Origin of the sequence: Pseudomonas sp. G(2018) (genome assembly GCF_005502415.1) — a bacterium.
Taxonomy (GTDB): Bacteria; Pseudomonadota; Gammaproteobacteria; order Pseudomonadales; family Pseudomonadaceae; genus Aquipseudomonas.
Genome location: NZ_SCOO01000026.1, coordinates 37,186 through 62,558 on the forward strand (window position 1 = coordinate 37,186; position 25,373 = coordinate 62,558).

Genomic DNA, 25,373 nt, shown 5'->3' on the forward strand with positions numbered 1-25,373 from the left:
TTATCGTTAGGTTGCTACAGATTAAATCGTAACCAAACCACGCACACCCTCGGCTTCCATATTTTCACCGCGACCCTGTTGCACGATCTCGCCCCGGGACATCACCAGGTATTGATCGGCCAGTTCGGCGGCGAAGTCATAGAACTGCTCCACCAGCAGAATCGCCATGTCGCCGCGGGCCGCGAGCTTCTTGATCACCGCGCCGATTTCCTTGATCACCGACGGCTGAATGCCTTCGGTGGGTTCATCGAGGATCAGCAACCGCGGACGGCTGGCCAGGGCTCGCCCGATGGCCAGTTGTTGCTGCTGGCCGCCGGACAAATCACCGCCACGGCGCTGTTTCATTTGCAGCAACACCGGGAACAGTTCGTAGATGAAGGCCGGGACTTCCCTGGCCTCGGAGCCCGGGAAGCGCGACAGGCCCATCAGCAGGTTTTCTTCCACGGTCAGTCGGCCAAAGATTTCCCGGCCTTGCGGCACGTAGGCGATCCCGGCATGCACCCGTTGATGTGGCTTGAACGCGGTGATCGGTTTGCCTTCCCAGTTCACCGCCCCTTCCTTTGCCGGCAGCAGGCCCATCAGGCACTTGAGCAAGGTGGTCTTGCCCACGCCGTTGCGGCCGAGCAGGCAGGTGACCTCACCGACCTTCACGTCGAACGTCAGGCCGCGCAGGATGTGGCTACCGCCGTAGTACTGGTGCAGCTTGTCGACTTGCAGCATTTCCAAATTCCTTCTGTTCCACACAGAACCCTGTGGGAGCTGGCTTGCCAGCGATAGCGGTGGACCAGCCGACATCTATGTTGCGGGTGCCACCCTCATCGCGGGCAAGCCCGCTCCCACAGGTTTTGTATTCGCAAATCAGCGACCGAGGTAAACCTCGATCACCCGCTCATTGTCCTGCACCTGCTCCAGCGACCCTTCGGCCAGCACGCTGCCCTGGTGCAGCACGGTGACGTGGTCGGCAATCGAGCCGACGAAGCCCATGTCGTGTTCCACCACCATCAGCGAATGTTTGCCGGCCAGGGTCTTGAACAGCTCGGCGGTGAATTCGGTTTCAGCATCGGTCATGCCCGCCACCGGCTCGTCGAGCAGCAGCAGTTGCGGGTCCTGCATCAACAGCATGCCGATTTCCAGGAACTGCTTCTGTCCATGGGAAAGCAGGCCTGCCGGGCGATTGACCGAGGCGGTCAGGCGAATGGTGTCCAACACTTCGACGATGCGATCCTTCTGTTCGCCATTGAGCCGCGCACGCAGGCTGGCCCACACCGACTTGTCGGTTTTCTGCGCCAGCTCCAGGTTCTCGAACACGCTCAAAGCTTCGAACACCGTCGGCTTCTGGAATTTTCGACCGATGCCGGCCTGGGCGATCTGCACTTCGCTCATTTGCGTCAGGTCCAGGGTTTCGCCGAACCAGCCCTTGCCGTGACTCGGACGGGTCTTGCCGGTGATCACGTCCATCAGTGTGGTCTTGCCCGCACCGTTGGGGCCGATGATGCAGCGCAGTTCGCCGACACCGATGTACAGGTTCAAATCGTTCAGTGCCTTGAAGCCATCGAAGCTGACGCTGATGTCTTCCAAGGTCAGGATGGTGCCGTGGCGGGTGTTCAAACCTTTACCGGCGCGCTGGCCGAGGCCGATGGCGTCGCGGCTGCTGCCGGCGTCCTTGTTCGGTTCCAGTGGTGGGAAGAAGGCCGGCTCGAGCATGAATTCAGCCGTCGCAGTGACTCTCATGACTCACCTCTTTTCTTAAGCAAACCGATCACGCCTTTGGGCAGGTACAGGGTCACGACGATGAACAGCGCGCCGAGGAAGAACAGCCAGTATTCGGGGAAGGCCACGGTGAACCAGCTCTTCATGCCGTTGACCACACCGGCACCGAGCAACGGACCGATCAGGGTTCCGCGACCGCCGAGGGCGACCCACACGGCGGCTTCGATGGAGTTGGTCGGCGACATTTCGCTCGGGTTGATGATGCCGACTTGCGGCACATACAACGCGCCGGCCAGGCCGCACAACACAGCGCTCAACACCCAGACGAACAGCTTGAAACCCCGTGGGTCGTAGCCGCAGAACATCAGGCGGTTTTCCGCATCGCGCAGCGCGGTCAACACGCGACCAAACTTGCTCCGCGCCAGCCGCCAACCGATGAACAGGCTCGCCACCAGCAACAACACTGTGGCGAAAAACAGCACCGCGCGGGTGCCCGGTTCGGTGATGCCAAAGCCGAGAATCGTGCGGAAGTTGGTGAAGCCGTTGTTGCCGCCGAACCCGGTTTCGTTGCGGAAAAACAGCAGCATCCCGGCGAAGGTCAGGGCTTGGGTCATGATCGAGAAGTACACGCCCTTGATCCGCGATCGGAAGGCGAAGAAGCCGAACACCAGCGCCAGCAGACCCGGCGCCAACACCACCAGGCACAGGGCCCAGAGGAAGCTGCTGGTGCCGCTCCAGTACCAGGGCAATTCGGTCCACGACAGGAACGTCATGAACGCCGGCAAGCCATCACCCGAGGCCTGGCGCATCAGGTACATGCCCATCGCATAACCGCCAAGGGCGAAGAACAGGCCATGGCCGAGGGACAACAGGCCGGCGTAACCCCAGACCAGGTCCAGCGCCAGGGCGACGATGGCGTAGCAAAGGATTTTGCCCACCAGCGTCAGCGTATAAGCCGACACATGCAGCGTGCTGTCCGCCGGCAACAACGACAGCAACGGCAACGTCAGCAGCAGAACGAGGACGACAACACCGACGGCCATCGTGACTTTGGGGCCGGCTTTCTGTGTCGCGGTAACGAGCAGGGGCTGGTTCATCAGTCGATCACCCGTCCTTTGAGTGCGAAGAGGCCTTGCGGACGTTTCTGGATGAACAGAATGATCAGCGCGAGGATGAGGATCTTGCCGAGCACGGCACCGATCTGCGGTTCGAGAATCTTGTTGGCGATCCCCAGGCCGAAGGCGGCGAATACGCTACCGGCCAATTGCCCGACACCACCGAGCACCACCACCAGGAACGAGTCGATGATGTAGCTCTGGCCGAGGTCAGGACCGACGTTGCCGATCTGGCTCAGCGCCACGCCACCGAGACCGGCGATGCCCGAACCGAGGCCGAAGGCGAGCATGTCGACGCGCCCCGTGGGTACGCCGCAGCAAGCGGCCATGTTGCGGTTCTGGGTGACCGCACGCACGTTCAGACCCAGGCGAGTCTTGTTCAGCAACAGCCAAGTAAGGACAACAACAAACAACGCGAAGGCGATGATGACGATCCGGTTGTACGGCAGCACCAGATTCGGCAGCACCTGAATCCCGCCCGACAACCACGCGGGGTTGGCTACTTCGACGTTCTGCGCGCCGAACAGCAAACGCACCAACTGGATCAACATCAGGCTGATGCCCCAGGTGGCGAGCAGGGTTTCCAACGGACGCCCATAGAGATGGCGAATCACGGTGCGTTCCAGCGCCATGCCGATCCCGGCGGTGACGAAAAACGCCACCGGCAGCGCGATCAATGGATAGAACTCGATGGCCTGCGGCGCGTAACGCTGGAACATCAGTTGCACCACGTAAGTCGAGTAGGCGCCGAGCATCAGCATCTCGCCGTGGGCCATGTTGATCACACCGAGCAGGCCGAAGGTGATTGCCAGGCCCAGTGCCGCCAGCAGCAGGATCGAGCCGAGGGACATGCCGCTGAAGGCCTGGCCGAGCAGTTCGCCCATCAGCAGTTTGCGTTTGACCTGTGCGAGGCTGGTCTCGGCGGCGGTGCGCACATTCGTATCGGATTCCACGCCAGGTTCCAACAGGCTTTCGAGGCGAGTGCGGGCCAGCGGGTCGCCGGTCTCACCGAGCAGGCGCACGGCCGCCAGACGCACCGCGGGATTGACGTCCACCAGTTGCAGGTTGGCCAGGGCCAGGCTCAGGGCGGCGTGGACGCTTTCATCCTGTTCCGCCGCCAGTTGCTGATCGAGGAATTTGAGCTGCGCGGGTTTGGCGCTTTTCTGCAATTGCTGCGCAGCGGCCAGACGGATTTTCGCGTCAGCGGCGAGCAGTTGGTGGCTGGCCAGGGCGGTGTCGATCAAACCCCGCAAGCGGTTATTCAGGCGCAAGGTTTTCGGCTGGCCATCGACCGTCAGTTCGCCCTGTTGCAGAGCGTTGATCAGTTCAATACGCGCCGGATCGGGCTGCGCGGCCCAGGCTTCAAGCAGTTTGGCTTGCTGCACGGGGTTGGCGACGACGAAGTCTTCGGCGTCACCGGCGAACGAGGCCATCGGCAAAAGAAATGCGATGGCAAGAATGAAGCGGTAAAGGGCAGTGGGCATAGAGAGTCGCCTTGCTCGGACTAATGTGGGAGCTGGCTTGCCAGCAATGCAGGCGACTCGGTGTATCTGATGTACCGAGGTGATGCCATCGCAGGCAAGCCAGCTCCCACAGGATTTGTGTCGGGCCTGAGCTGTGCGGTCAGGCCGGACATCCAATGGCTCAGTTGCTCTTCACCGCATACTCAGGCTTCTTGTCGTTGCCCGGAATGAACGGGCTCCACGGTTGGGCGCGGATCGGGCCTTCGGTCTGCCAGACCACGTTGAACTGACCGTCGGCCTGGATCTCGCCGATCATCACAGGCTTGTGCAGGTGGTGGTTGGTCTTGTCCATGGTCAGGGTATAGCCGGACGGCGCGGCAAAGGTCTGGCCACCCAGGGCCTCGCGGACTTTGTCGACGTCGGTGGACTTGGCTTTTTCAGCCGCCTGCGCCCACATGTGGATGCCGACGTAAGTGGCCTCCATCGGGTCGTTGGTCACGGCTTTGTCGGCGCCCGGCAGGTTGTGTTTCTTCGCGTAGGCTTTCCAGTCAGCGACGAATTTCTTGTTGGCCGGATTCTCGACCGACTCGAAGTAGTTCCACGCCGCGAGGTTGCCCACCAGCGGCTTGGTGTCGATTCCGCGCAGCTCTTCTTCACCTACCGAGAAGGCCACCACCGGAACGTCGGTGGCTTTCAACCCCTGGTTGGCCAGCTCTTTATAGAACGGCACGTTGGAGTCGCCGTTGACCGTAGAGATAACCGCGGTCTTGCCCCCGGCCGAGAATTTTTTGATGTTGGCCACGATGGTCTGGTAATCGCTGTGACCGAACGGGGTGTAGACCTCTTCGATGTCCTTGTCGGCCACGCCTTTGGAGTGCAGGAACGAACGCAGGATTTTGTTGGTGGTGCGCGGGTAGACGTAGTCGGTGCCGAGCAGGAAGTAACGCTTGGCGCTGCCGCCTTCTTCGCTCATCAGGTATTCAACGGCGGGGATGGCCTGCTGGTTCGGCGCGGCGCCGGTGTAGAACACGTTCGGCGACATCTCTTCGCCTTCGTACTGCACCGGATAGAACAGCAGGCCATTGAGCTCTTCGAACACCGGCAACACCGATTTGCGCGACACGGAAGTCCAGCAGCCGAACACCACCGCCACCTTGTCCTGGGTCAGCAACTGCCGGCCTTTTTCCGCAAACAGCGGCCAGTTCGACGCCGGGTCCACCACCACCGGCTCCAGCATCTTGCCATTCACGCCGCCCTTGGCGTTGATCTCGTCGATGGTCATCAATGCCATGTCCTTGAGCGACGTTTCGGAGATCGCCATGGTGCCGGACAACGAATGCAGGATGCCGACCTTGATGGTCTCGGCAGCCTGGACGGTCCAGGTCATGCCCATCGCGGCAATGCTTGCCGAGAGTGTGAAAGCCTTGATCAAACTGCGACGCTTCATTGTGCGATCTCCATGAACGTTTAATTTTTCTGGTTGGCAGATGCGGACGACTGAAGGGTCTTTAGCAAGGGCTGTGCCCGGTCGGGAAAAGGCAGGGAAATATCGGTTTAGAGCGGTTGCGCAGGTTGGCGGCGCACCATGAAGGGACGAGGTCGGGGCAGTGGTGCGCCGAGGTGCGCCACATTGGGGCGTACAATTGCACTCCACGTCCCTGTAGGAGCGAAGCTTGCTCGCGAAGGCGGCCGCACATCCAGAATCAATTTGTCTGATCGACCGCTTTCGCGGGCAAGTCTCGCTCCTACAGGCGAGCAAAGGATCAGCGGCGGCGCATCAGGCCGATGAAGAACAGCCCGCCGATGGCTGCGGTGGCGACGCCGATAGGCAAGTCTTCGGGGGCGATCATTGTTCGTGCGGCAACGTCAACCCAAACCAGAAACACGCTGCCAAGCAACACGCACACCGGCAACAGCCGTCGGTGTTCCGCCCCGACCAGACGCCGCGCAATATGCGGCACCATTAACCCGACAAAACCAATCGAGCCGCTGATGGACACCAGCACACCGGTCATAAGCGAGGCGATCACGAACACCCACAATCGTACCGTTCGGGCGTTCAACCCCAGTGTCACAGCCGTCTGCTCGCCCGCCATCAAGGCGTTCAACGACCGCGCCATACCCAGCAGCAACACCAAGCCGAACAGCACGCTGGCAGCAGGCACGGCGAGCAGTTCCCAGCGAGCCAGCCCGAGCCCGCCGAGCATCCAGAACATCACTGCGGAACTGGCGCGGTGATCGCCGAGAAACAACAGCAGGTTGGCAATCGCCATCATCACGAACGACACCGCCACGCCGCACAGCAGCAGGCGATCACTGTCCAGACGGCCGTGGCGGCTGGCGATCATCAGCACCACCAGCATGCTCAACAACGCACCGATAAAGGCGGCGATGGGCAAGGTCAACAGGCCGACGATTTCACCGATATGCAGCACCACGATCACCGCGCCGAGGGTGGCGCCGGAGGTGACCCCGAGCAAATGCGGATCAGCCAGCGGGTTGCGCGTCACCGCTTGCAACACCGCGCCGATCAGCGCCAGCCCGGCGCCCACCAGCGCACCAAGCAGCATGCGCGGCACGCGGATCAGCCAGACGATGTACTCCTGCCCGGCGCTCCAGTCGGGCACGCCGAAACCGAACAGCTTGTGCAGCAGAATCCGCCACACGACGTCCACCGGCACCCGCGCCGGGCCGAAACCCAGCGACACCACGCACGACACCAGCAACAGCGCACCGAGGGCGATCAGCAACAAGGCGTAGCGACGATTGATCATTCGCCGTAGAAACCCTTGGCCAACGTGGCGACCGCGAGCACGTTGTCGATGCCCGGCGTGGCCTGCACGTAAGGGATGACGATGAAGCGCCGATGCTTGACCGCATCCACCGATTGCAGCGCCTTGTTACTGAGCAAGAACTGCACTTTCTGTTCGGCGGTAACTTCGCCGTAATCGACGATCACGATCACCTGCGGATTGCGCTCGACCACGTTCTCCCAGTTGACCCGGGTCCAGCTCGCCTCTACATCATCGAGTACGTTGCGTCCGCCGGCCGCATCGATCAGCGCTTGCGGCATGCCCAGGCGACCCGAGGTCATGGCCCGGTCTTCGCCGCTGTCGTAGAGGAACACCCGTGGTTTGTCGGCGGGCAGGTTCTGGCGAATCCCGGCGACTTGCGCCTGCATCTGGCTGATCACGGCATTGGCGCGATCCTGCACGTCGAAGATTTTCCCGAGGTTGCGCAGGTCGTTGTACGTGTCTTCCAGCGTCGCCGGTGGACGCTTCATGACGAAGGCGCAGGACTCGGTCAACTCATAGACGTTGATGCCCAGTGGTTGCAGGGTCTGCGGCGTGAGATCACCGCCCACGCGCATGCCGTAATCCCAACCGGCAAAGAAGAAATCAACGTTGGCATTGAGCAGGGTTTCCACCGAGGGATACTTGGCCGCCAGTTCCGGCAAGCCATCGAGGATGCCGTGCATCTCGGGCGTCACTGACTTCCAGCCCGACACGCCGCTGTAACCGGCCATCTGCGGTTTGAGGCCGAGGGCGAGCATCATTTGGGTCATGTTGATGTCGTGGCTGACTGCGTGTTTTGGCGCATGCTGGAAAGTCACTTCCCGGTTGCAGCTATGAATGGTCAGCGGGTAGTGCGTGGCCTCGGCAAAGGCTTGGGCGCTACCCAGCAACAGGGAAACGTACAGCAGGGAACGCAAACTCATGGTTGGGTGATCCAGGTAATTCGTGGGTAGCCGTGCGAGGGGTGTTCATCGATCAGCGCTTCGACGCCAAACACGTTGCGCAACAGTGCGGCGGTCAGGACCTCTTTCGGTGTGCCGCTGGCGACGATGCGGCCGTGGTTGATCACATACAACCGATCGCAGAAAGCCGCGGCGAGGTTGAGGTCGTGGATACTCGCCAGGGTGCCGATCTTCAGGCGCTTGACCAACTGCAACAGCTCAAGTTGATAGCGCGGATCGAGGTGGTTGGTCGGCTCGTCGAGGATCAGCAATTGCGGTTGCTGGGCCAGGGCGCGGGCAAGAATCACACGCTGTTTTTCTCCACCGGAGAGGGTGGAAAAAGCGTGGTCTTCGAAGCCGTGAAGGCCGACCGATTCCAGGGCCAGGGTTACGAGATTTCGATCCTCGGCAGTGTCTCCGTCGAACAGGCCTTTGTGTGGAGTGCGGCCCATGGCGACCACTTCGTCGACGGTCAGGCCGAAGGCCTCGGGAAACTCCTGCAATACCACGGCGATGCGTTGTGCGCACCAGCGTGATGACTGCTGCCAGACGTTGTGGTGATCAAGCCTGACCTCGCCGCTTTCCGGTTTGCTGAAGCGCCAGGCACAACGCAGCAGGCTGGTCTTGCCGCTGCCGTTGGGGCCGATCAAACCGACGAACTCACCGGCGGCCACATGCAGCGAGGCATCACGCAGCTGGAACTGGTGATGACAGTGGCCGTGGCCCAGGGGGGACCAGGTGAGGTTTGTGAGGTTCAGCGAGGTCATGCATTGACTCTGAAAAAGAGGGTGCAGCGATGGCGTCTTGAAGGACAGCAGAGAAACCAAGTGAAGAAAATGCGCGGGAAGTTTACAGCGCCTTCAATCCCGCGCATCTCGCCTGATTCATGATGAAGGTGAGGCGCTTTCAGTTTGTCGGGTGAAGCGCGACAACAGCAGTTTGTCGAGCAGCCAGACCACCACCAGCGAAGCCCCCACCAACGGAAACGCCACCGCCAGGGCAAACATGATGACCATCGCGGTTTTCCATTTCGGCAGGTCGTGACGCAATGGCGGCACGCCGAATTTGCCTTGCGGGCGACGCTTCCACCAGATCACCACACCGCTGACGGCGCTGAGCAGGATCATCAAGCAGATCAGCAGCACAACGATCTGATTGACCACGCCGAACATCTTGCCTTCGTGCAGCATTACGCCGATTTCCGTGGCACGGGCGACGGCACCGTATTGCCCGTAGCGCACGTCGGCCAGCACCTTGCCGCTGTACTGATCGACATGCAGGGTGGCGTCGTTGCGCGGGTCATCGGCGAATACCGCGATGGTGAACACGCCAGTCGCGGTGGTCGGCAAGGTAATGCTGTACCCCGGCTCGACCTTGCCCTGCGTGGCGATGTTTTGCACGTCCTGCAGGCTGATGGTCGGCGCGGCCGGGCCGGCTTGCGCACCACCGTGGGCCATGTGTTCGGCATGGTCGCCGGACATCGGCATCGGGGTGTTTTCCATGGCCCACGGCACGGTCTGGCGAGTAGCGGTGTTGAGGCTGCGGGCTTCGACATCGGACTTCGGCACGTCGTCCCACATCGCCGCCGGGAACACGTTCCACACCTGGGCGTATTGCTTGCCCCAGAAACCGGTCCAGGTCATGCCGCTGAGCAGCATCACCAACAGCAGGGACGCGCCCCAGAATCCGGTCACCGCGTGCAGGTCGCGCCACAGTACCCGGCCGCGACTGCTCAGGCGTGGCCACAGAATGCCGGCGGCCTGGCCGCGCGGCCACCACAGGAACACCCCGGACACCACCAGCACCACGCCCCAACCGGCGGCCAGTTCTATCAGTCGGTCACCGACGGTGCCGATCATCAGTTCGCCGTGTATCGCCCGGGCGATTGCTTGCAGGTTTTTCTTGGCGTCTTGCTCGCCGAGGATGTCGCCGTGGTAAGGGTCGACGAACACGTTCAACTCCTGGCCGGCATTCGCGACCACGAATTGAGCGCTGCGCTCGGCGTTGACCGGCGGCAGGTATTGCGTGACCTGTCCTTGTGGATAAGCCGTTTTGACCCGCTGCAGCAGGTCGTCGGCCGGGATGCTGTGATGACCGGCCGGGACGTTGAGCAGGCTGCTGTACATCAATGAGTCGAGTTGCGGCTTGAACAGGTAAATGGTGCCGGTCAGGGCCAGCATCACCATGAATGGCGCAACGAACAATCCGGCATAGAAATGCCAGCGCCATGCCAGGTTGTAGAAATTCACTTTGGGCTGTTTCATCACGTGTGCTCCGCGTGGCTCGGATCTTTTAGTTATGGGGTGCGGGTCTACGTGACGATAGGTGGGGCGCGGGTTCGGGCACCGGGGAAAAAGGTTTGTCGGGCATGGCCCAGGTGCGGGGAAGGGGAAGTGAAAGTACTGGCGGGCGGTGTGTCGAACGCGGTGAACGACACACCACCGGTGAGCGCCGGGCAATTGAACAACAGGCTGCAATAGCCGCATTTTTCCCAGATGGCGTGATGTCCGGCTTGCGGCGGGCAGTGCTCGGCGTTCGGTTGTGCGCCGTGATCGGCGTGGTCCATTGCCGGCATATCCATGGACATGTCCATCGACATGCTCATGGCCGCGCGCGAGTCCATCGGCATCGACTGGGAAACCAGCGGGCCGATAAAGATCATCAACATGGCGAACAGGCTGATCCAGCTGCCGCGTGTCAGGCTCGATGGCTGACGACGGGGTCTGGATGACCTGGCGCTGAACGGGCGCATGGGCGCTTTCAGCTCAGCTGGTTACTGGACGTGCGCGTGCTTTTGCGTGCCTTCAGGCGCCTGCTTCTGCACCGCCACCTCAACCGTCACGTCACCGGATTTCTCGAAGTGCAGGGTCAGCGGGAAGCGCTTGCCGTCGCTCAGCAGGCTGCGGTCTTTCAGGTTCAGCAGCATCACGTGGTAGGCCATTGGCGCAAACGTGACTTCGCCACCGGCGGGGATTTCCACGCTTGGCACGTGCTGCATTTTCATCAGGTCGTTTTGCATCACGTGCTCGTGCAATTGTGCTTCGCCGGCAATCGGCGAATCGACACTGAGTAGCCGGTCGGCGGATTTGCCTTCGTTGTGGATCACGAAATAGGCTGCAACGTTCGGCGCGTTCGGCGGCAACTCCTGCGACCAGGGATAAGCGATGTCCAGCTCCCCGACCTTGTATTCGTGGGCATTGGCAAAGCAGGCAGGCAGCAACAACGCAGCCACAACGATGAGTTTGTTCAGCATGATGGTTCTCCAGAGCGATTCAAAACGCAGGTCAATTGCGAGAAAGAATCACACCAGAGGGGATGCGCGGGGGTTGAGGCTCGGCCATTGCTGGCGCGGCGTCGGGGTATTGAGTGAGGCGGGGGGCAGGCTTCGATTGGCGTCGAACTGCGCGAAATACAACTGCGGAACATGTCCGGGCAGTGCCACCAACGGCGCGGAACCTGAACAGCACCAGCAATGCTGCATATTGGAATGATCGTCGTTTTGCGGGGCTTTCTGCTCGATGCCGCCCAGGGAAATCGCAACCATTTTGGTGCCGCTGGACGAACAGAAACTCCCCCACAACAACTGCTCGGCAGGCGACTTCGCCGACTGCGCCATCGCTCCGGTCATCGGCATGGCGAGCAGGTTGAACAGCACTGCGAAGCAGGCTATCCAGGCAATTGCGAGCCGTTGTCGGGACATGGGACAGATCCATTGGGTGGGCGATCAGGCACGGCTATTTAGCCTGATCAATGCCGATAAGTAAAAAAGCGGCGTGCGGTGTGGTGTCGCAGCGCAATCAGACAGCAACGGCATGCAAGCGCATACCCAAGGCTTTCATTACCTTCATGATAGTCGCGAATTCCGGATTGCCAGTACTGCTCAGCGCTTTGTACAAACTCTCACGACCTACACCGGCATCACGGGCGACTTGTGTCATGCCCTGAGCGCGAGCAATGTCGTTAAGAGCGGCGCGTATCAGAACGCCGTCGCCTGCATCTTCTTCAAAGCAGGCATCCAGATATGCGGCCATTTCTTCCGGAGTTTTAAGGAATTCAGCGGCATCGAAGCGGGCGAATTGTTCGGTCATGATTCACTCCTCATTTCCGATGTTTTGCGCCATTTGAATGGCGCGTTAGATATCGCGTTTTTGAGTCGACTTGTCACAGCCCACCAGTAGCAGATAGACCACTTCGCCTCGGCGCGTGAAGTACATCCTGTAGCCGGGACCATGATGAACGCGCATTTCATAAACCGTCTCTCCTACGGGCACGCAATCACCAAAGTTTCCATGTTCGGCAGCCCGGAGTCTGGCGATGATGCGAGACTTGCCGATAGTGTCTTTCAATGAATCGAGCCAGTCGGCAAATACACGAGATCGTTTGAAGTCGATCATGTCGGGATCGTATTCCTTGGGATACAGGTTGGCAAGAAGCCTTTTTGGGAGGAAGACGCTAACCGTCCCCTTCAGTGGCAGGTCTGTGTACTTGATTGAATTAGAGGGAAGCGAATATAGAGTTGAAGCTATTGAGAGATACAGCCAGCGCCTTCCTGGAATGTTGCCAGTAAATTCGTTGGTTTCTGCGGGGCTTAGGAATTGTCTGACATAGACAAGGCTTCCAGTAATTGCGCGACCGATCCAAACTCCCGATCAACCCCCGGCAACACCGGCCGCTTCAACACCAACACCGGCACCCCACGCTCGCGCGCCACTTCCAGCTTTGGTTCGGTCGCGGTACTGCCGCTGTTCTTGCTGATCAGTACGTCGATCTGTCGGTGTTCGAACAACTCACGTTCATCCTCGATCCGGAACGGCCCGCGCGCTCCGATTACTTCGCAGCGTTCGTTTCCCGGATACACGTCCAATGCACGCAAGGTCCAGAATTGATGTGCAGGGATTTCGTCGAGATGCTGCAAGGGCTCGCGGCCCAGAGTGAACAATGGCCGCCGAAAGGGTTTCAGGGCCTCGATCAGTTCGGCCCAATCGTTGACCTCGCGCCAGTCGTCCCCGGCCTGTGGTTGCCACGCCGGACGCCGCAGGGCCCAGCAGGCAACCCCGCTCAGGTGCGCAGCGCTGGCGGCGTTCTGGCTGATTTGGGCCGCGTAGGGGTGAGTGGCATCCAGCAGCAGGTCGATCCGTTGGTCACGGATGAACTGCGCCAGGCCCTCGGCGCCGCCATAGCCGCCGACACGGACCTGACAGGTCAGGTCCGTTGGCACCCGACCGATACCGGCCAGGCTGTAGATGTGTTCAGGGCCGAGAGTGCGGGCGATGGCCAGGGCTTCGGTGACACCGCCCAGCAACAGAATGCGTTTCATTGGAATGCTCCGGCATGGCCCACGATCCCGCCCTGGCGATCGATGGCAAACACTTCGACCTGAACCTGCGAAGGCACCACGCTACGGGCAAAGTCGAGGGCGTGCTGGCACACCGCGTCACCGAGGGCGATGCCGGCGGCGCTGGCCATGGCCAGGGCTTGCTGACTGGTGTTGGCCTCGCGGATGCTTTGCTGCAACGCCGTATCGGCGCCGACTGCCGCGGCCCATTCGGCCAGTTGCGGCAGGTCGATGCTTGAATGCCGGCTGTGCAAGTCCATGTGCCCGGCTGCGAGTTTGCTGATCTTGCCGAAGCCGCCACAAAGACTGAGTTTATCCACTGGCACCTTGCGCAGATGTTTGAGTACCGCGCCGACGAAATCGCCCATTTCAATCAAGGCGATTTCCGGCAGGTTGTAGACCCGACGCATGGTGTCTTCGCTGGCGTTGCCGGTGCAGGCGGCGATGTGCAGGTAACCGTTGGTTTTCGCCACATCGATGCCCTGGTGAATCGAGGCAATGTAGGCCGCACAGGAGAACGGCCGGACAATGCCGCTGGTGCCGAGGATCGACAGGCCGCCGAGAATCCCCAGGCGCGGGTTCATGGTTTTGAGTGCCAGGGCCTCACCGTTTTCGACATTGACTGTGACATCGAAGCCGCCGCCATAGCCCAGCTCGTCGGCGAGCCGAGTCAGGTGATCGCTGATCATTTTGCGCGGCACCGGGTTGATCGCCGGTTCGCCGACGCCCAACACCAGCCCGGGGCGGGTCACGGTGCCGACCCCGCGACCGGCATTGAAACCAATGCCCGGTTCGGCGCGCAGGCGCACCTGGCTATAGAGCAGGGCGCCATGGGTGACGTCGGGATCGTCGCCGGCATCCTTGATGGTGCCGGCCTCGGCACTGTCGCCCGTCAGTCGGCAGAACTCCAGACGCATCTGCACCTGCTTGCCCTTGGGCAAGGCGATTTCCACCGCATCAGCCGTCGTGCCCGCGAGCAGCAGGCGAGCCGCCGCGAGGCTGGTTGCCGTGGCGCAACTGCCCGTGGTCAGGCCACTACGCAGTGGCGCGGGTTGTTCGGCGGTTTCGTCACGCATCGAAAGGTTTCGTCATATCCAGCAGGGTAATCGGCAGTGCCTGGCGCCAGGTATCGAAGTCGCCCAGCGGTTGCGCCTGGGCGATATGGATGCGCGTCAGCTCTCCACCGTGCTGTTCACGCCATGCCATCAGAGTCATTTCGCTTTGCAGTGTGACCGCGTTGGCGATCAGCCGGCCACCGGGTTTGAGGGCGGTCCAGCAGCTGTCCAGTACGCCTTCACGGGTGACACCGCCACCGATGAAAATGGCGTCCGGTCGTTCGAGTCCGTCGAGGGCTTGCGGCGCACGGCCGCGAATCAGTTGCAGGCCGGGCACTCCGAGGGTATCGCGGTTGTACTCGATCAACTGTTGCCGCCCGTCATCGGCTTCGATGGCCAGCGCCCGGCAACTCGGGTGGGCGCGCATCCATTCGATGCCGATCGAACCACTGCCGGCGCCAACGTCCCACAACAGTTCGCCAGGCACTGGAGCCAGGCGCGCGAGGGTGATCGCGCGTACGTCGCGCTTGGTCAGTTGGCCGTCATGCTTGAACGCTGAGTCCGGCAGACCGGCCAGGCGTGACAGGCGTGGCGTATTCGGTTCAGCGATGCAGTCGATGGCGATCAGGTTCAAGTCGGCGATGACGTAATCGGCCCAGTCGCTGGCGATGCCATCGACACGCCGCTCGGCTTCCCCGCCCAGATGTTCCAGTACGGTGATGCGGCTCGGGCCGAATCCACGCTCACGCAACAGCGCGGCGATGGCGGCGGGACTGCGGCCGTCGTTGCTCAGCACCAACAAGCGTACACCGCTGAACAACTGGGCGTTGAGCGCGGCGATAGGGCGGGCAACCACAGAAAGGGTGACCACATCCTGCAAGGGCCAACCCATTCGGGCGGCGGCGAGCGAGCAGGAAGAGGGGGCCGGCAGAATCAGCATTTCATCGCCGGGCAGTTGCCGGGCGAGACTGGCGCCCACCCCGAAGAACATCGGATCGCCGCTGCCGAGGACACAGACAGACTCGCCACGCCGCGCCAATACCGGTTCAAGGGAGAATGGATTGGGCCACAATTGCCGCTCACCACGGATGCAGGCCGGCAACAAATCCAGTTGCCGTTGCGCACCAACAATCCGCGAAGCGTTCAACAAAGCGTGCCGGGCGTTTTTGCCCAGGCCCTTGAAGCCGTCTTCACCGATTCCCACTACTGTCAGCCAGGGCGACATCTATATTCCTCAAACGCGCTGTTCCGACGGGCAGGCTTTTCATGCCGTCGAACAAAGCAGGCATAATACCGCGCCTTTGCTTGCGAAGCGCCTTTCCCACATTCCCGGTCCTGCCCTTGAACGAACGCCCGATGTCCACCGCCTTACGCCCCTCGGCCTGCCCGGGGTTGCTGCGTATCGTCCAGGCACTGGACGGCGGTATTTGCCGGATCAAGTTGAATGGCGGTTCGATCAGCGCCGCTCAGGCCGAAGAGGTGGCCAGTGCCGCCGAGCGTTTCGCCGGCGGAGTGATCGAGGCAACCAACCGCGCCAATCTGCAAATTCGCGGCATTGGCCGTGAGCATGGGGCCTTGATCGACAGCCTCATGGCCAGCGGATTGGGACCGAGTACCGCCGCTGGTGACGATGTGCGCAATCTGATGCTCAGCCCGAGCGCCGGCATTGATCGGCAAATGCTGTGCGACACGCGTCCACTGGCCGAACAGATCCTGGACACACTTCAGCGCGACGAACGCTTTCACGACCTCAGTGCCAAGTTTGCCGTGCAACTCGATGGCGGCGAGGGCCTGGCGATGCTTGAGCATCCCCATGATCTGTGGCTGTCCGCCATGGAGAGAGAGGGCGAGACGGTTTTTGCCTTCGGTCTGGCCGGATGTCCTCTGGACCCGCCTGCGGGCTCGGTGCTGCAGGAACATGGCCATGGGTTGGTGGTCGCGGTGCTTGATCTGTTTCTTGAGTGGGCGCGTCCGGATCAGACACGCATGCGTCACCTGCTCGCCGAATGCTCACTCGACAGGTTTCTCGCGGTGTTGGCCGAACGGGTGCCATTGATGCCCGCTTCGAGTCGCCGACACGATGTCAGCCCGATTGCCCTGCACATCGGCGCTCATCCGCAACGCGAGGCTGAGCGTGTCTATGTTGGCACCGTGCCGCCCTTGGGTCGCCTCGACCCTGCCATGCTCAGAAGCGCTGCACAGCTTGCCCGTGAAAGGGGGGACGGCAGCCTGCGATTTACTCCCTGGCAAAGCCTGTTGTTGCCCGGCGTCCATGCCGACGATGCTCGCGACGTTATCCAGCGTCTTGAAATGGCGGGTTTGCGTTGTTCTGCTGATGACGCCTTGGCACACCTGATTGCCTGCACCGGCTCGGCCGGTTGCGGCAAAGGCCTGGCCGATACCAAGGGCGATGCCCGGCAACTGGCGGCGCTCATGCAACGCAACGGTCATGCACCGAATGTGCACTTATCGGGTTGCCCGCGCTCGTGCGCTGCCGCGCACATCGCGCCTATTACCTTGCTGGCCGTCTCAGCCGGTCACTACGAACTCTATTTTCGCGATGCAGCGCAGCCCGGTTTCGGCACCCTGCACGCACGCAACCTTACTATTGAAGCGGTCGCGGCCTTGCTCGACGCCCGCTCACGGAGCCCCCTTGATGCTTGATTACATCCGCGACGGTCAGGAGATCTATCGCAACTCCTTCGCGATCATTCGCGCCGAGGCCAACCTCGGGCGAATCCCGGCCGATCTGGAAAAACTCGCTGTTCGGGTGATTCACGCCTGCGGCATGGTCGACGCCATCGACGGCTTGCAGTTTTCCGAAGGTGCGGGCAAGGCCGGGCGCGATGCGTTGGCGGCCGGTGCGCCGATTCTGTGCGATGCGCGAATGGTGTCCGAAGGCATCACCCGCGCGCGGTTACCGGCCAACAACCCGGTCATCTGCACCCTGCGCGATGAGAGTGTTCCTACGCTTGCCCGCGAATTGGGCAACACCCGTTCCGCCGCCGCGCTGGAACTGTGGCGTCCGCATCTGGAAGGCAGCGTGGTGGTGATCGGCAATGCACCTACGGCTCTGTTCTATTTGTTGGAAATGCTCGATGCCGGCGCACCGAAACCGGCGCTGATTCTCGGCTTCCCGGTGGGTTTTGTCGGTGCCGCCGAATCCAAGGCGATGCTCGCGGCGGACAGCCGTGGTGTGCCTTTTGTCATCATGCAAGGTCGCCTGGGCGGTAGCGCCATGGCCGCCGCTGCCGTCAATGCCCTCGCCACGGAGATCGAATGATGCAACAACCTGGACGTTTGATCGGCCTTGGCGTCGGCCCGGGTGATCCGGAACTGATTACCGTCAAAGCCTTGCGCCTGTTGCGTGAATCGCCAGTGGTGGCGTACTTCGTCGCCAAGGGAAAGAAGGGTAATGCTTTTGGCATCATCGAGGCGCATCTGCAGGATGCACAGACCTTGCTGCCGCTGGTTTACCCGGTCACCACCGAGGCATTGCCGGCGCCGCTGTCCTACGAGCAAGTGATCAGTGATTTCTACGATGCCGCCGGCGAACAACTGGCCACGCATCTGGACGCGGGGCGCGACGTCGCCGTGATCTGCGAAGGCGATCCGTTCTTCTACGGTTCCTACATGTATCTGCACGACCGGCTCGCCGAGCGTTATCAGGCTGAAGTGGTGCCAGGTGTCTGCTCGATGCTCGGGGGTGCTTCGGTACTCGGTGCGCCGCTGGTGTATCGCAATCAGAGCCTGTCGGTGTTGTCCGGCGTGCTGTCCCATGACGAACTCAAGCGCCGCTTGGCCGATGCCGATGCCGCCGTGATCATGAAGCTGGGACGCAACTTTCCCAAGGTTCGCCAGGTACTGGAAGAACTCGGGTTGGCCGAGCGAGCGCTGTACGTCGAGCGCGCGACCATGGCCAACCAGAAAATCGTGCAGCTGGATCAGGTCGAGCCGATGTCCTCGCCGTATTTCTCGCTGATCATCGTTCCCGGCGAAAGGTGGCAAGGCTGATGACTCGTCCAGTTCCGGCGATTGTCATTCTCGGCAATGGCAGCCTCGCCACCGCACGCAATATTCAAAAACGCTATCCCGGCGCGCTGATCCACGGCCTGGTCGAGCGCGTTGATGGCGCGGACCGTGTCTACCACGAGTTCGGCGCGACTCTGCGCGAGCTTTATCAGCAGGGCACGCCGATCATCGCCCTGTGCGCCGCCGGTATCGTGATCCGCACACTGGCGCCTCTGCTGCTGGAAAAAGGCGTGGAGCCTCCAGTGTTGGCCGTGGCTGAAGACGGCAGCGCGGTGGTGCCGTTGCTCGGCGGGCTTGGCGGCGTGAATGTGATGGCGCGGGAGATCGCCGCACATCTCGATGTTGCGCCGGCCATTACCACCAGCGGTGAGCTGCGTTTTGGCACTTGCCTGCTCAATCCGCCAAGCGGCTATGCGTTGGCTGATCTGGAGCAGGGCAAGCGTTTTGTTTCCGACTTGCTGGCCGGTGAAACGGTACGCATCGAAGGATCGGCACCGTGGCTGGCGCAAGCGCAATTACCTGAGGATGCCCAGGCGCGGCTGGCGGTGCATGTCAGCCCTGCCGAACGCACGCCGGCGGCCAACGAATTGTTGATCTATCCACGCAGTGTGTTGGTGGCGGTCAGTGCAGGTGTTGCAGATGTGGCGAGTGCGGTCCGCGCGGCGTTGCATCAGGCCGGTATCGCTGTGCAATCGCTGGCTTGCCTGTTGGCGGTCGATACCGAAATGGCCAGCACGGCGCTGCGTGAAGCAGCGCTAGAGTTGGGTGTGCCATTGCGATTTGCCAATGCTGAAATGGATATTGTTGAGCTGGCCCGCAATGCTGTAGGGCAACCTGTATCCATACGGGGTGACGGCACCGTTGCCATTGCGGTCGCCGAACAGCCGCTGGACCCGTTTCAGATCGGCCGTGCGCGGGGACGTCTGGCTGTGATCGGTCTGGGGCCGGGCGCTGCCGAACTGATGGTGCCTGCGGTGAAATCCGAACTGGCTCGCGCCAATGATGTGCTGGGGTATGAAACTTACGTGCGCATGGCCGGACCCTTCCGCGACGATCAGGTGCTGCATTGCACCGACAACCGTGAAGAGATGCAGCGTGCACGCCATGCATTTGAGCTGGCGGCGCAAGGGCGGTCGGTGGTGGTGGTGTCCTCGGGCGATCCGGGGGTTTTCGCCATGGCTGCCGCCGTACTCGAAGCGCTGCATGAGTCCACCGATGCGGCGTGGCACAACGTTGATCTGGAAATCCTGCCAGGGGTCTCCGCGTCACTGGCGACGGCTGCCCAGGCCGGTGCGCCGTTGGGGCATGACTTCTGCGTGCTGTCGCTGTCGGACAACCTCAAGCCCTGGTCGATCATCGAGCAGCGGTTGGATCTGGCGGCTCAAGCCGACCTGGCCCTGGCGTTCTACAATCCGATCTCGCGTTCACGTCCATGGCAACTTGGGCAGGCGCTTGAAATTGTTGCCCGTCACCGCGAGCCTCAGACACCGGTCGTGTTAGGGCGGGACATCGGTCGGCCGGGCCAGACCTTGCGCGTTACCACGCTCGGCCAATTGACTCCCGATCAAGTCGATATGCGCACCATGGTGCTGATCGGCTCCTCCACGACCTGCGTGTTTCCTCGTGTCGAGGGCGGAGAATGGGTATATACCCCGCGCTGGTACGGCAACAAACCGGGTGGTTGAGTTATATCGGCCTCGTACCGAGGCCGCTCTTATCTATAAAAATTGATCATCTCTATTTTTTGGAGAGGTTTTTGGTTGTGTCTGATTTTTGGTAATTAATAGTATAAGTTGCTGTCGAAGGTTCAATTGAAAGTTGGGCTTGCATGTTTTAGTTTGGTTTGCCGCATGGAGCGGTGAACTGTTAACTAAGGAGCTTTGCTATGTATTACCCAGTTGCCAATGGTTCGACGGACTTGCCCTTTGATTCACTAATACAGGACACCTATTTTGAACGGATTGAGGCCCAGTTGGCCGAAACTCCGTCTCGTTCGCGTGCCAGAAGTTTCAGTGCAGCCCTTGATGTTGCTCCCCCTCACCCGACGCAAGAACACAGTGCTTCCGTTGTCGGTCCATCCCTTGTGGTGTTCGATGAGCGTCTTTCCGGGGATGACAAGCAAGATGCACTCGATAGCCAGGCCTTTGCTGAAGCAGTCGTGCGCAAACTGCCTGCCGGCAGCTCGCAGGAACAGCGTTACAACGCCTATAACGAAGCGTTGACCGCTATTGGCTGGGTGACCGAAAGCTATACGCGCAAAAAATACGATTCTAAAACACTGACGCTGACCATGAATGAAGCGCTGCTTCAGGTACTACAGACCGTCATCGGTGCCGGGTCCGGTAATGTGTTGAGTCTGGTGACCAGTGGTTTCGAAAAGCTCAAAGGCGACAAGGCAGCCCTCAAAATTGTCGACTCGGGAAGCAAGAACAGCCAGGTCGTCAGCTTTAAAGCGGTTCCCTGCATCGTTACTCCAGATGGCGGTATGGCGATGGTCATGGGCGGGTTGGACGTCTACAGCACGCACTACGACGGTGATTTTTTGTTCTTTACTTTCAATACTCAAGGTGTGCATCTTTTTCAAGCTGCGGGGATTCGGAAGTTTAACCGGCGCGCTTTCGATCGCAAACGTCAGCAGGTTTACAGTTATATCGATCAGTTTGGTGATGAGTTGTTCAAGAAGTTGGTCGGCTGATCTGGCGACAAAAAATATTAGATGCTGTTTGTCGACTGCTGGAGTTTGCGTTGCGAGGTGTTTATATGCCGGCTTTTACAGATGCTGTTGTCGTGGGAGGCTGCCTGCTGTCTTTCGCCCCAGCGGTGAATTTTCGGGACCAACAGGATATAGAGGACTGTCTGTTATATGCCGAGCTGGCGGCAAACGATAAGTACCCAGGGCAAGTGTCGAAGAAAGTCTGGTTCGATTACTATCAGGGGCGATTGTTGAAGGCCGGTTTCACTCTGAAAACCATTGTCCCCACCGAACCGTTCCGGGTGTCGGATGTTCGCCAATTGCTGAACGTCGGCCTTACCGTGATTGGTCGCGTGGGCTCTGAACGGCTGAGGCAGATTGTTGTAGATACCTACAGAGCCTTGAAGCTGGACGAATTCGCATGGGAGTTTTTCCGCGGTAACGTAGCGCAAGGCGGTATGGGCATCCTCAAGTGCGCGCCTTGCGAGCGCCTCGAATCGGGTGAAACGATTGTCTGCCTTTTTGGCATGCGCTGCAGCACCACGGTGATTGAGCAGGACTTCTTTTTCTGGAGTGAGTATGACCAAGAGGTGCTGATTATCCCGGATGGTGGTGTCTATGCCTTCAATCGCGAGGCATTCGAGAATTACCGTGTGCGGGTGCACGAGAAGATCGATGCTTATTCCGACAGGCTCCTCGTGCGCAAGCTCAAGCGCTGATCATTGCCCGGGCAACAAAAAAGGCCTTGTCTCAACGACAAGGCCTTTTTTGTTGCAGTTGCATTCCGATCTGTCAGGGCACCAGATAACCCCGGACGCCGGTAAAGATAATCTGCGCTGCCAACGCACACACGAACAACCCCATCAACCGGCTGACGATCTGCAGCCCTTGATCGCCGAGAATGCGTTCGATGCGGTTGGACAGGTACAGCACAACGCCGACAGTAAAGCTGGCCAGGGCGATACTGATAATGGCCATGAGTTTGTCGTCCCAGTGCGGCTGGCTCACGCCCATCACCAACAGGGCACCGATGGTGCCGGGGCCGACCGTCAGCGGGATGGTCAGTGGAACGATGGTCACGTCCTGCTGCACGTTGTCGGTCTGCACCGCCGACTTGCCCTGAGCCATGCCCAGCGCCGAGATGAACAGCACGCTACCGGCGCCAATTCGGAACGCGTCAACGGTGATGCCGAAGACGTTGAAAATCACCCGGCCGAACAGGTACAACAAGATGCTGGAGACCAATGTGGCGATCGCCACTTTCCAGGCCAGTCGACGTTGTTCCTTGCGCGAGTAACCGCGGGTCAGGCTGATGAAGCAGGACAACACGAAGAATGGGCTGTAGAGCACCAGCATCTTCAGGTAAACGCTGAACAACACATGGAGCATGGTGCAGGCTCACTGGCGAAGGAAGTCGAGGGGAGTCTATCAGGCGTTGCGGGGTCTGTCGGCTCAGGATGTAGGTGTTGCCGTGCGGGTCTGGAGGTCACGTTGGGCAACCCAGTGTTCGATCAGTTCACGCAGCTGTGAGAGTTCGACCGGCTTGGCCATATGCCCGTCCATGCCGGCCTGGCGCGCGCGCTCCTTATGCTCGGCGAGGATGTGAGCAGTCAACGCCACCACCGGGGTACGGATCCGTTGGTTGCCCACTTCCCATGCGCGCAATTGCTGGGTGGCCGAGAAACCGTCGAGGATCGGCATCTCGCAGTCCATCAGCACCAGATCGTAACGCTGGGCCTTCATTGCCTGCAGGGCTTCTTCACCATTGCTGGCGGTATCCGGTTGCAGGTTGAGTTTGCCCAGCATGCCGCGGATAACTTTGGTCGATATGCTGTTGTCTTCGGCCACCAGAATGCGGAAATCGCTGGGCACCTTGATCGGCATGGGCGTGCCGGATGGCAATTGCTGCATGACCGCGAGCCCCTTGTTGCGTTGGGTCAGCTCGTCGGCCAGGGTCGTTTTGAGGGTGTAGCCGGCCACCGGTTTGGCGAGTATGCGTTTGATCCCCGAGTTGCGCGCAATGATTTTGCTCGGTGCATTGCTGATGCCGGTGAGCATGATCAGCAGGATGTCGTGGTTCAGGCTCGGGTCTTCCTTGATCTTGGCGGCCAGTTGCATGCCGGTCATGCCGGGCATGTTCTGGTCCAGCAGGACCACGTCGAAATAGTCGCGCAAATGCGCTTTGGTGCGCAGCAGTGCCAGTGCCTCCTTGCCGGACGGAACGGCGCTGACGTTCAGACCCCAGGCGCTGCACTGCTGCACCAAAACCTTGCGACAGGTGTCATTGTCATCCACCACCAATACCCGTGCGCCTTGCAGCGGCCCATCAAGATCAGAGGTCGGGTGTTCGAGACGATCGGGGTCAAGCGGCAAGGTCAGCCACAGGGTGCTGCCCTGGTTGCTGCCACTCTTGATGCCGAACTCGCCCTGCATCAAGCGAATCAGCTGGCGGGCAATCACCAGCCCCAGATTGCCGCCCAGTCGGTTGGTCGAAAGGAAGTTTTTGCTGTGCAGTTCTGCATGCATCAGCGCATCGCGCTCTTCGGCGTCCATGGGTTCGCCGCTGTCCTGCACGGCGATGCGCAGACGCGGTTTGGCACTGCGTTCATCGAGCGCGACGACGATCAAGACTTCGCCTTCGTCGGTTTTCTTCAGGGCGTTTTCAAGCAGGCTCAACAGGGTCTGGCGCAGCCGTGTCGGGTCACCGCTGATGACCCGCGGTACTTGCGGCTGGATGAAACTGATCAACTCGACGTTCTGTTGTTCGGCCTTGGCGCGGAAGATGCTCAGGCAGTCTTCGATCAGCGCGTTGAGGTCGAACTGCACATCGTCGAGTTCGATTTGCCCGGATTCGAGTTTGGAGATGTCGAGGATTTCGTTGATCAACGTGAGCAGTTCGTTGCCGGCGCTATGGATGGTCTGCACATAATCACGTTGCTTGACCGAGAGTGGCGTACCCAGCAACAACTCGGTCATGCCCAGCACGCCATTCATCGGGGTACGGATCTCGTGGCTGATCTTTGCCAGGAATTCGGCCTTGGCGTTGATCTCTGCGTTGCTGGCCGCCAGATCGCGGCTGATGCTGAAGCGGTCTTCAGTGATCCGACGCTGGCGCTCACTCAAAGCAATGCTCATCAGCAGGCCGCTGATGCAGATGAACGCCAGAAGCGTGGTGATCAGACCATGGGGTTCGATCAGGGTCAGCCCCAGCAGGGCGGGGAGAATGATCAGCGTACCGAGGTTGAACACCACCATGGCTGCCACGAACAACCGTGCCGGGCGATAACCTTTCTGCCAGTGAAACGCGCTGACGAACAACATGCTCAGGCCTGCCAGCGCAACCAGACCGTAGGTAATGATATTCAACGGCAGCGTGTTGACGAACAGCAGTAACAGACCGCCTATCGTGATGAGCAGGATGTCACCCAGTAACAGCTTGTTCAGTGGGTGTGAGCCAAGGGGAGCGAAGAAGCGATAGGCGAACATCAGGCCGCAGGGGGCTGTCAGTAACAAGGCGAGGTAAGCACCGGGCGTCTGCACGGCTTGCCAGTTTGGCAGCCAGGTGCCCGCCAGATTCAGCAACAGCACCAGGCTGAGCATCAACAAGGCTTCGCATGCCGCCAGCCAGAGGCTACTGCGCGAGCGGGTGTAGGCGTAACGGATGAGGTTGTGCAGGATCAGCATGCCGATGCAGCCCAACAGCAAACCATAGATCAGCGTCTGGTTCTGACTGGCTGCGGTAATGATCGCCGATTGCAGGGTTACATAGGGTCGCAGCTGGTGTTCGGAGACCAGTCGCAGGTAAACGTCCAGGGGGTTGTCGCTTTGCGGCAACGGCAGCATGAAGTCGCTGCTGGGCAGTGGCCGGTCAGCCTGTGGCTGCTTATTGCCCGTGTTCGATTGATCGATCAGCTTGTCGCCGTCCAGCACATACATATTGAGTTGCTGCAGGTCGGGCGCGAACACTCGCAGCAATTGTTCGTGGTTGCCGGGTGCAAGGCGAAAACGTAGCCAGAGCGCACCGTCGGGCCCGGCGGCGGTGAGGCGGTCGAGTTCGATAGGGCTGAATTGATTGGTGTAGCGGGGGGAGCGGATGTCGCTCAGTTGCAGGTCGCCCTGTTCGTCGAGCAATACCGCCCAGCCACTGCCTTGCGCGGCCTGGGCCGGGAGCATGCAGAGCAAAGTCAGCAGAGTGACGGTGAAACCTATGGCAATCCTGAGCCAGCGCACGGCGA

The 25,373-nt window shown here is 60.5% G+C and carries 25 protein-coding genes; 6 read left to right on the forward strand and 19 right to left on the reverse strand.

What is annotated here, in order from left to right:
• Nucleotides 1–21: 21 nt before the first annotated feature.
• The 17 genes from urtE to cbiE all read right to left on the reverse strand — a co-directional run bounded on the left by urtE (nt 22) and on the right by cbiE (nt 15,639).
• A complete protein-coding gene (urtE, locus tag FFS64_RS21840) occupies nt 22–720 on the reverse strand; it encodes an urea ABC transporter ATP-binding subunit UrtE (RefSeq protein WP_137807128.1) in 699 nt (232 codons plus the stop codon).
• Between the two features lie 138 nt (nt 721–858).
• The gene (gene urtD / locus FFS64_RS21850) at nt 859–1,731 is read right to left on the reverse strand and encodes an urea ABC transporter ATP-binding protein UrtD (protein WP_137807129.1); all 873 of its coding nucleotides are present in this window, start codon (nt 1,729–1,731) and stop codon (nt 859–861) included.
• Nucleotides 1,728–2,807, reverse strand: a complete 1,080-nt coding sequence (urtC, locus tag FFS64_RS21855; protein WP_137807130.1) for an urea ABC transporter permease subunit UrtC — start codon at nt 2,805–2,807, stop codon at nt 1,728–1,730. Before urtC ends, urtD begins: the two co-directional genes overlap by 4 nt.
• Nucleotides 2,807–4,309: an urea ABC transporter permease subunit UrtB gene (gene urtB / locus FFS64_RS21860; RefSeq protein ID WP_137807131.1), complete on the reverse strand. Its 1,503-nt coding sequence runs from the start codon at nt 4,307–4,309 to the stop codon at nt 2,807–2,809. The genes urtC and urtB overlap by 1 nt, the downstream gene beginning before the upstream one ends.
• A 160-nt stretch (nt 4,310–4,469) precedes the next feature.
• Complete coding sequence (urtA, locus tag FFS64_RS21865; protein WP_056852436.1) at nt 4,470–5,735, reverse strand: urea ABC transporter substrate-binding protein; 1,266 nt, start codon at nt 5,733–5,735, stop codon at nt 4,470–4,472.
• 316 nt (nt 5,736–6,051) lie between these two features.
• Nucleotides 6,052–7,062, reverse strand: coding sequence for an iron ABC transporter permease (locus tag FFS64_RS21870; protein WP_137807132.1), 1,011 nt, complete (start codon nt 7,060–7,062; stop codon nt 6,052–6,054).
• A complete protein-coding gene (locus FFS64_RS21875) occupies nt 7,059–8,006 on the reverse strand; it encodes an ABC transporter substrate-binding protein (protein ID WP_137807133.1) in 948 nt (315 codons plus the stop codon). The genes FFS64_RS21870 and FFS64_RS21875 overlap by 4 nt, the downstream gene beginning before the upstream one ends.
• Entirely contained in the window at nt 8,003–8,791 is a 789-nt protein-coding gene (locus FFS64_RS21880) for an ABC transporter ATP-binding protein (protein WP_137807134.1), read from the reverse strand. The genes FFS64_RS21875 and FFS64_RS21880 overlap by 4 nt, the downstream gene beginning before the upstream one ends.
• A gap of 117 nt (nt 8,792–8,908) precedes the next feature.
• The gene (locus tag FFS64_RS21885; RefSeq protein ID WP_137807135.1) at nt 8,909–10,288 is read right to left on the reverse strand and encodes a PepSY domain-containing protein; all 1,380 of its coding nucleotides are present in this window, start codon (nt 10,286–10,288) and stop codon (nt 8,909–8,911) included.
• Between the two features lie 47 nt (nt 10,289–10,335).
• Complete coding sequence (locus tag FFS64_RS21890; RefSeq protein ID WP_137807136.1) at nt 10,336–10,776, reverse strand: DUF2946 domain-containing protein; 441 nt, start codon at nt 10,774–10,776, stop codon at nt 10,336–10,338.
• A 21-nt stretch (nt 10,777–10,797) separates the two neighbouring features.
• Entirely contained in the window at nt 10,798–11,277 is a 480-nt protein-coding gene (locus FFS64_RS21895; RefSeq protein ID WP_137807137.1) for a copper chaperone PCu(A)C, read from the reverse strand.
• Between the two features lie 48 nt (nt 11,278–11,325).
• The gene (locus tag FFS64_RS21900; RefSeq protein WP_095192060.1) at nt 11,326–11,724 is read right to left on the reverse strand and encodes a DUF2946 domain-containing protein; all 399 of its coding nucleotides are present in this window, start codon (nt 11,722–11,724) and stop codon (nt 11,326–11,328) included.
• Between the two features lie 97 nt (nt 11,725–11,821).
• The gene (locus FFS64_RS21905) at nt 11,822–12,112 is read right to left on the reverse strand and encodes an addiction module antidote protein (protein WP_137807138.1); all 291 of its coding nucleotides are present in this window, start codon (nt 12,110–12,112) and stop codon (nt 11,822–11,824) included.
• 45 nt (nt 12,113–12,157) lie between these two features.
• Complete coding sequence (locus tag FFS64_RS21910) at nt 12,158–12,418, reverse strand: type II toxin-antitoxin system RelE/ParE family toxin (protein ID WP_137807139.1); 261 nt, start codon at nt 12,416–12,418, stop codon at nt 12,158–12,160.
• 194 nt (nt 12,419–12,612) lie between these two features.
• Nucleotides 12,613–13,341 carry a cobalt-precorrin-6A reductase gene (locus tag FFS64_RS21915; protein ID WP_137807140.1) on the reverse strand — a complete coding sequence of 243 codons (729 nt, stop codon included), beginning with the start codon at nt 13,339–13,341 and terminating at the stop codon, nt 12,613–12,615.
• Complete coding sequence (locus FFS64_RS21920) at nt 13,338–14,435, reverse strand: cobalt-precorrin-5B (C(1))-methyltransferase (RefSeq protein ID WP_137807141.1); 1,098 nt, start codon at nt 14,433–14,435, stop codon at nt 13,338–13,340. Before FFS64_RS21920 ends, FFS64_RS21915 begins: the two co-directional genes overlap by 4 nt.
• On the reverse strand, nt 14,428–15,639 hold the full coding sequence (gene cbiE, locus FFS64_RS21925; RefSeq protein WP_137807142.1) for a precorrin-6y C5,15-methyltransferase (decarboxylating) subunit CbiE: 1,212 nt from the start codon (nt 15,637–15,639) through the stop codon (nt 14,428–14,430). Before cbiE ends, FFS64_RS21920 begins: the two co-directional genes overlap by 8 nt.
• Nucleotides 15,640–15,770: 131 nt before the next feature.
• On the opposite strand from cbiE, the gene cobG reads away from it, so the two are divergent.
• The 6 genes from cobG (at nt 15,771) to FFS64_RS21955 (ending at nt 21,857) form a co-directional block, all read left to right on the forward strand.
• Nucleotides 15,771–17,078 (forward strand): precorrin-3B synthase, encoded by a 1,308-nt coding sequence (gene cobG / locus FFS64_RS21930; protein ID WP_305955748.1) that lies wholly within the window; start codon nt 15,771–15,773, stop codon nt 17,076–17,078.
• Entirely contained in the window at nt 17,071–17,697 is a 627-nt protein-coding gene (locus FFS64_RS21935) for a precorrin-8X methylmutase (RefSeq protein ID WP_137807144.1), read from the forward strand. The genes cobG and FFS64_RS21935 overlap by 8 nt, the downstream gene beginning before the upstream one ends.
• A complete protein-coding gene (locus tag FFS64_RS21940) occupies nt 17,697–18,428 on the forward strand; it encodes a precorrin-2 C(20)-methyltransferase (protein WP_137807174.1) in 732 nt (243 codons plus the stop codon). Before FFS64_RS21935 ends, FFS64_RS21940 begins: the two co-directional genes overlap by 1 nt.
• Entirely contained in the window at nt 18,428–20,131 is a 1,704-nt protein-coding gene (gene cobJ / locus FFS64_RS21945) for a precorrin-3B C(17)-methyltransferase (protein ID WP_137807145.1), read from the forward strand. Before FFS64_RS21940 ends, cobJ begins: the two co-directional genes overlap by 1 nt.
• Nucleotides 20,132–20,331: 200 nt before the next feature.
• Complete coding sequence (locus tag FFS64_RS21950) at nt 20,332–21,141, forward strand: hypothetical protein (RefSeq protein WP_137807146.1); 810 nt, start codon at nt 20,332–20,334, stop codon at nt 21,139–21,141.
• A gap of 65 nt (nt 21,142–21,206) precedes the next feature.
• Nucleotides 21,207–21,857 (forward strand): hypothetical protein, encoded by a 651-nt coding sequence (locus tag FFS64_RS21955; protein WP_137807147.1) that lies wholly within the window; start codon nt 21,207–21,209, stop codon nt 21,855–21,857.
• Between the two features lie 73 nt (nt 21,858–21,930).
• Here the strand turns inward: FFS64_RS21955 and FFS64_RS21960 are convergent, their stop codons facing one another.
• Both FFS64_RS21960 and FFS64_RS21965 read right to left on the reverse strand, forming a co-directional pair.
• Nucleotides 21,931–22,527, reverse strand: coding sequence for a MarC family protein (locus tag FFS64_RS21960; RefSeq protein WP_137807148.1), 597 nt, complete (start codon nt 22,525–22,527; stop codon nt 21,931–21,933).
• Nucleotides 22,528–22,590: 63 nt separating this feature from the next.
• Nucleotides 22,591–25,368, reverse strand: a complete 2,778-nt coding sequence (locus FFS64_RS21965; RefSeq protein ID WP_137807149.1) for a hybrid sensor histidine kinase/response regulator — start codon at nt 25,366–25,368, stop codon at nt 22,591–22,593.
• Nucleotides 25,369–25,373: the final 5 nt, after the last annotated feature.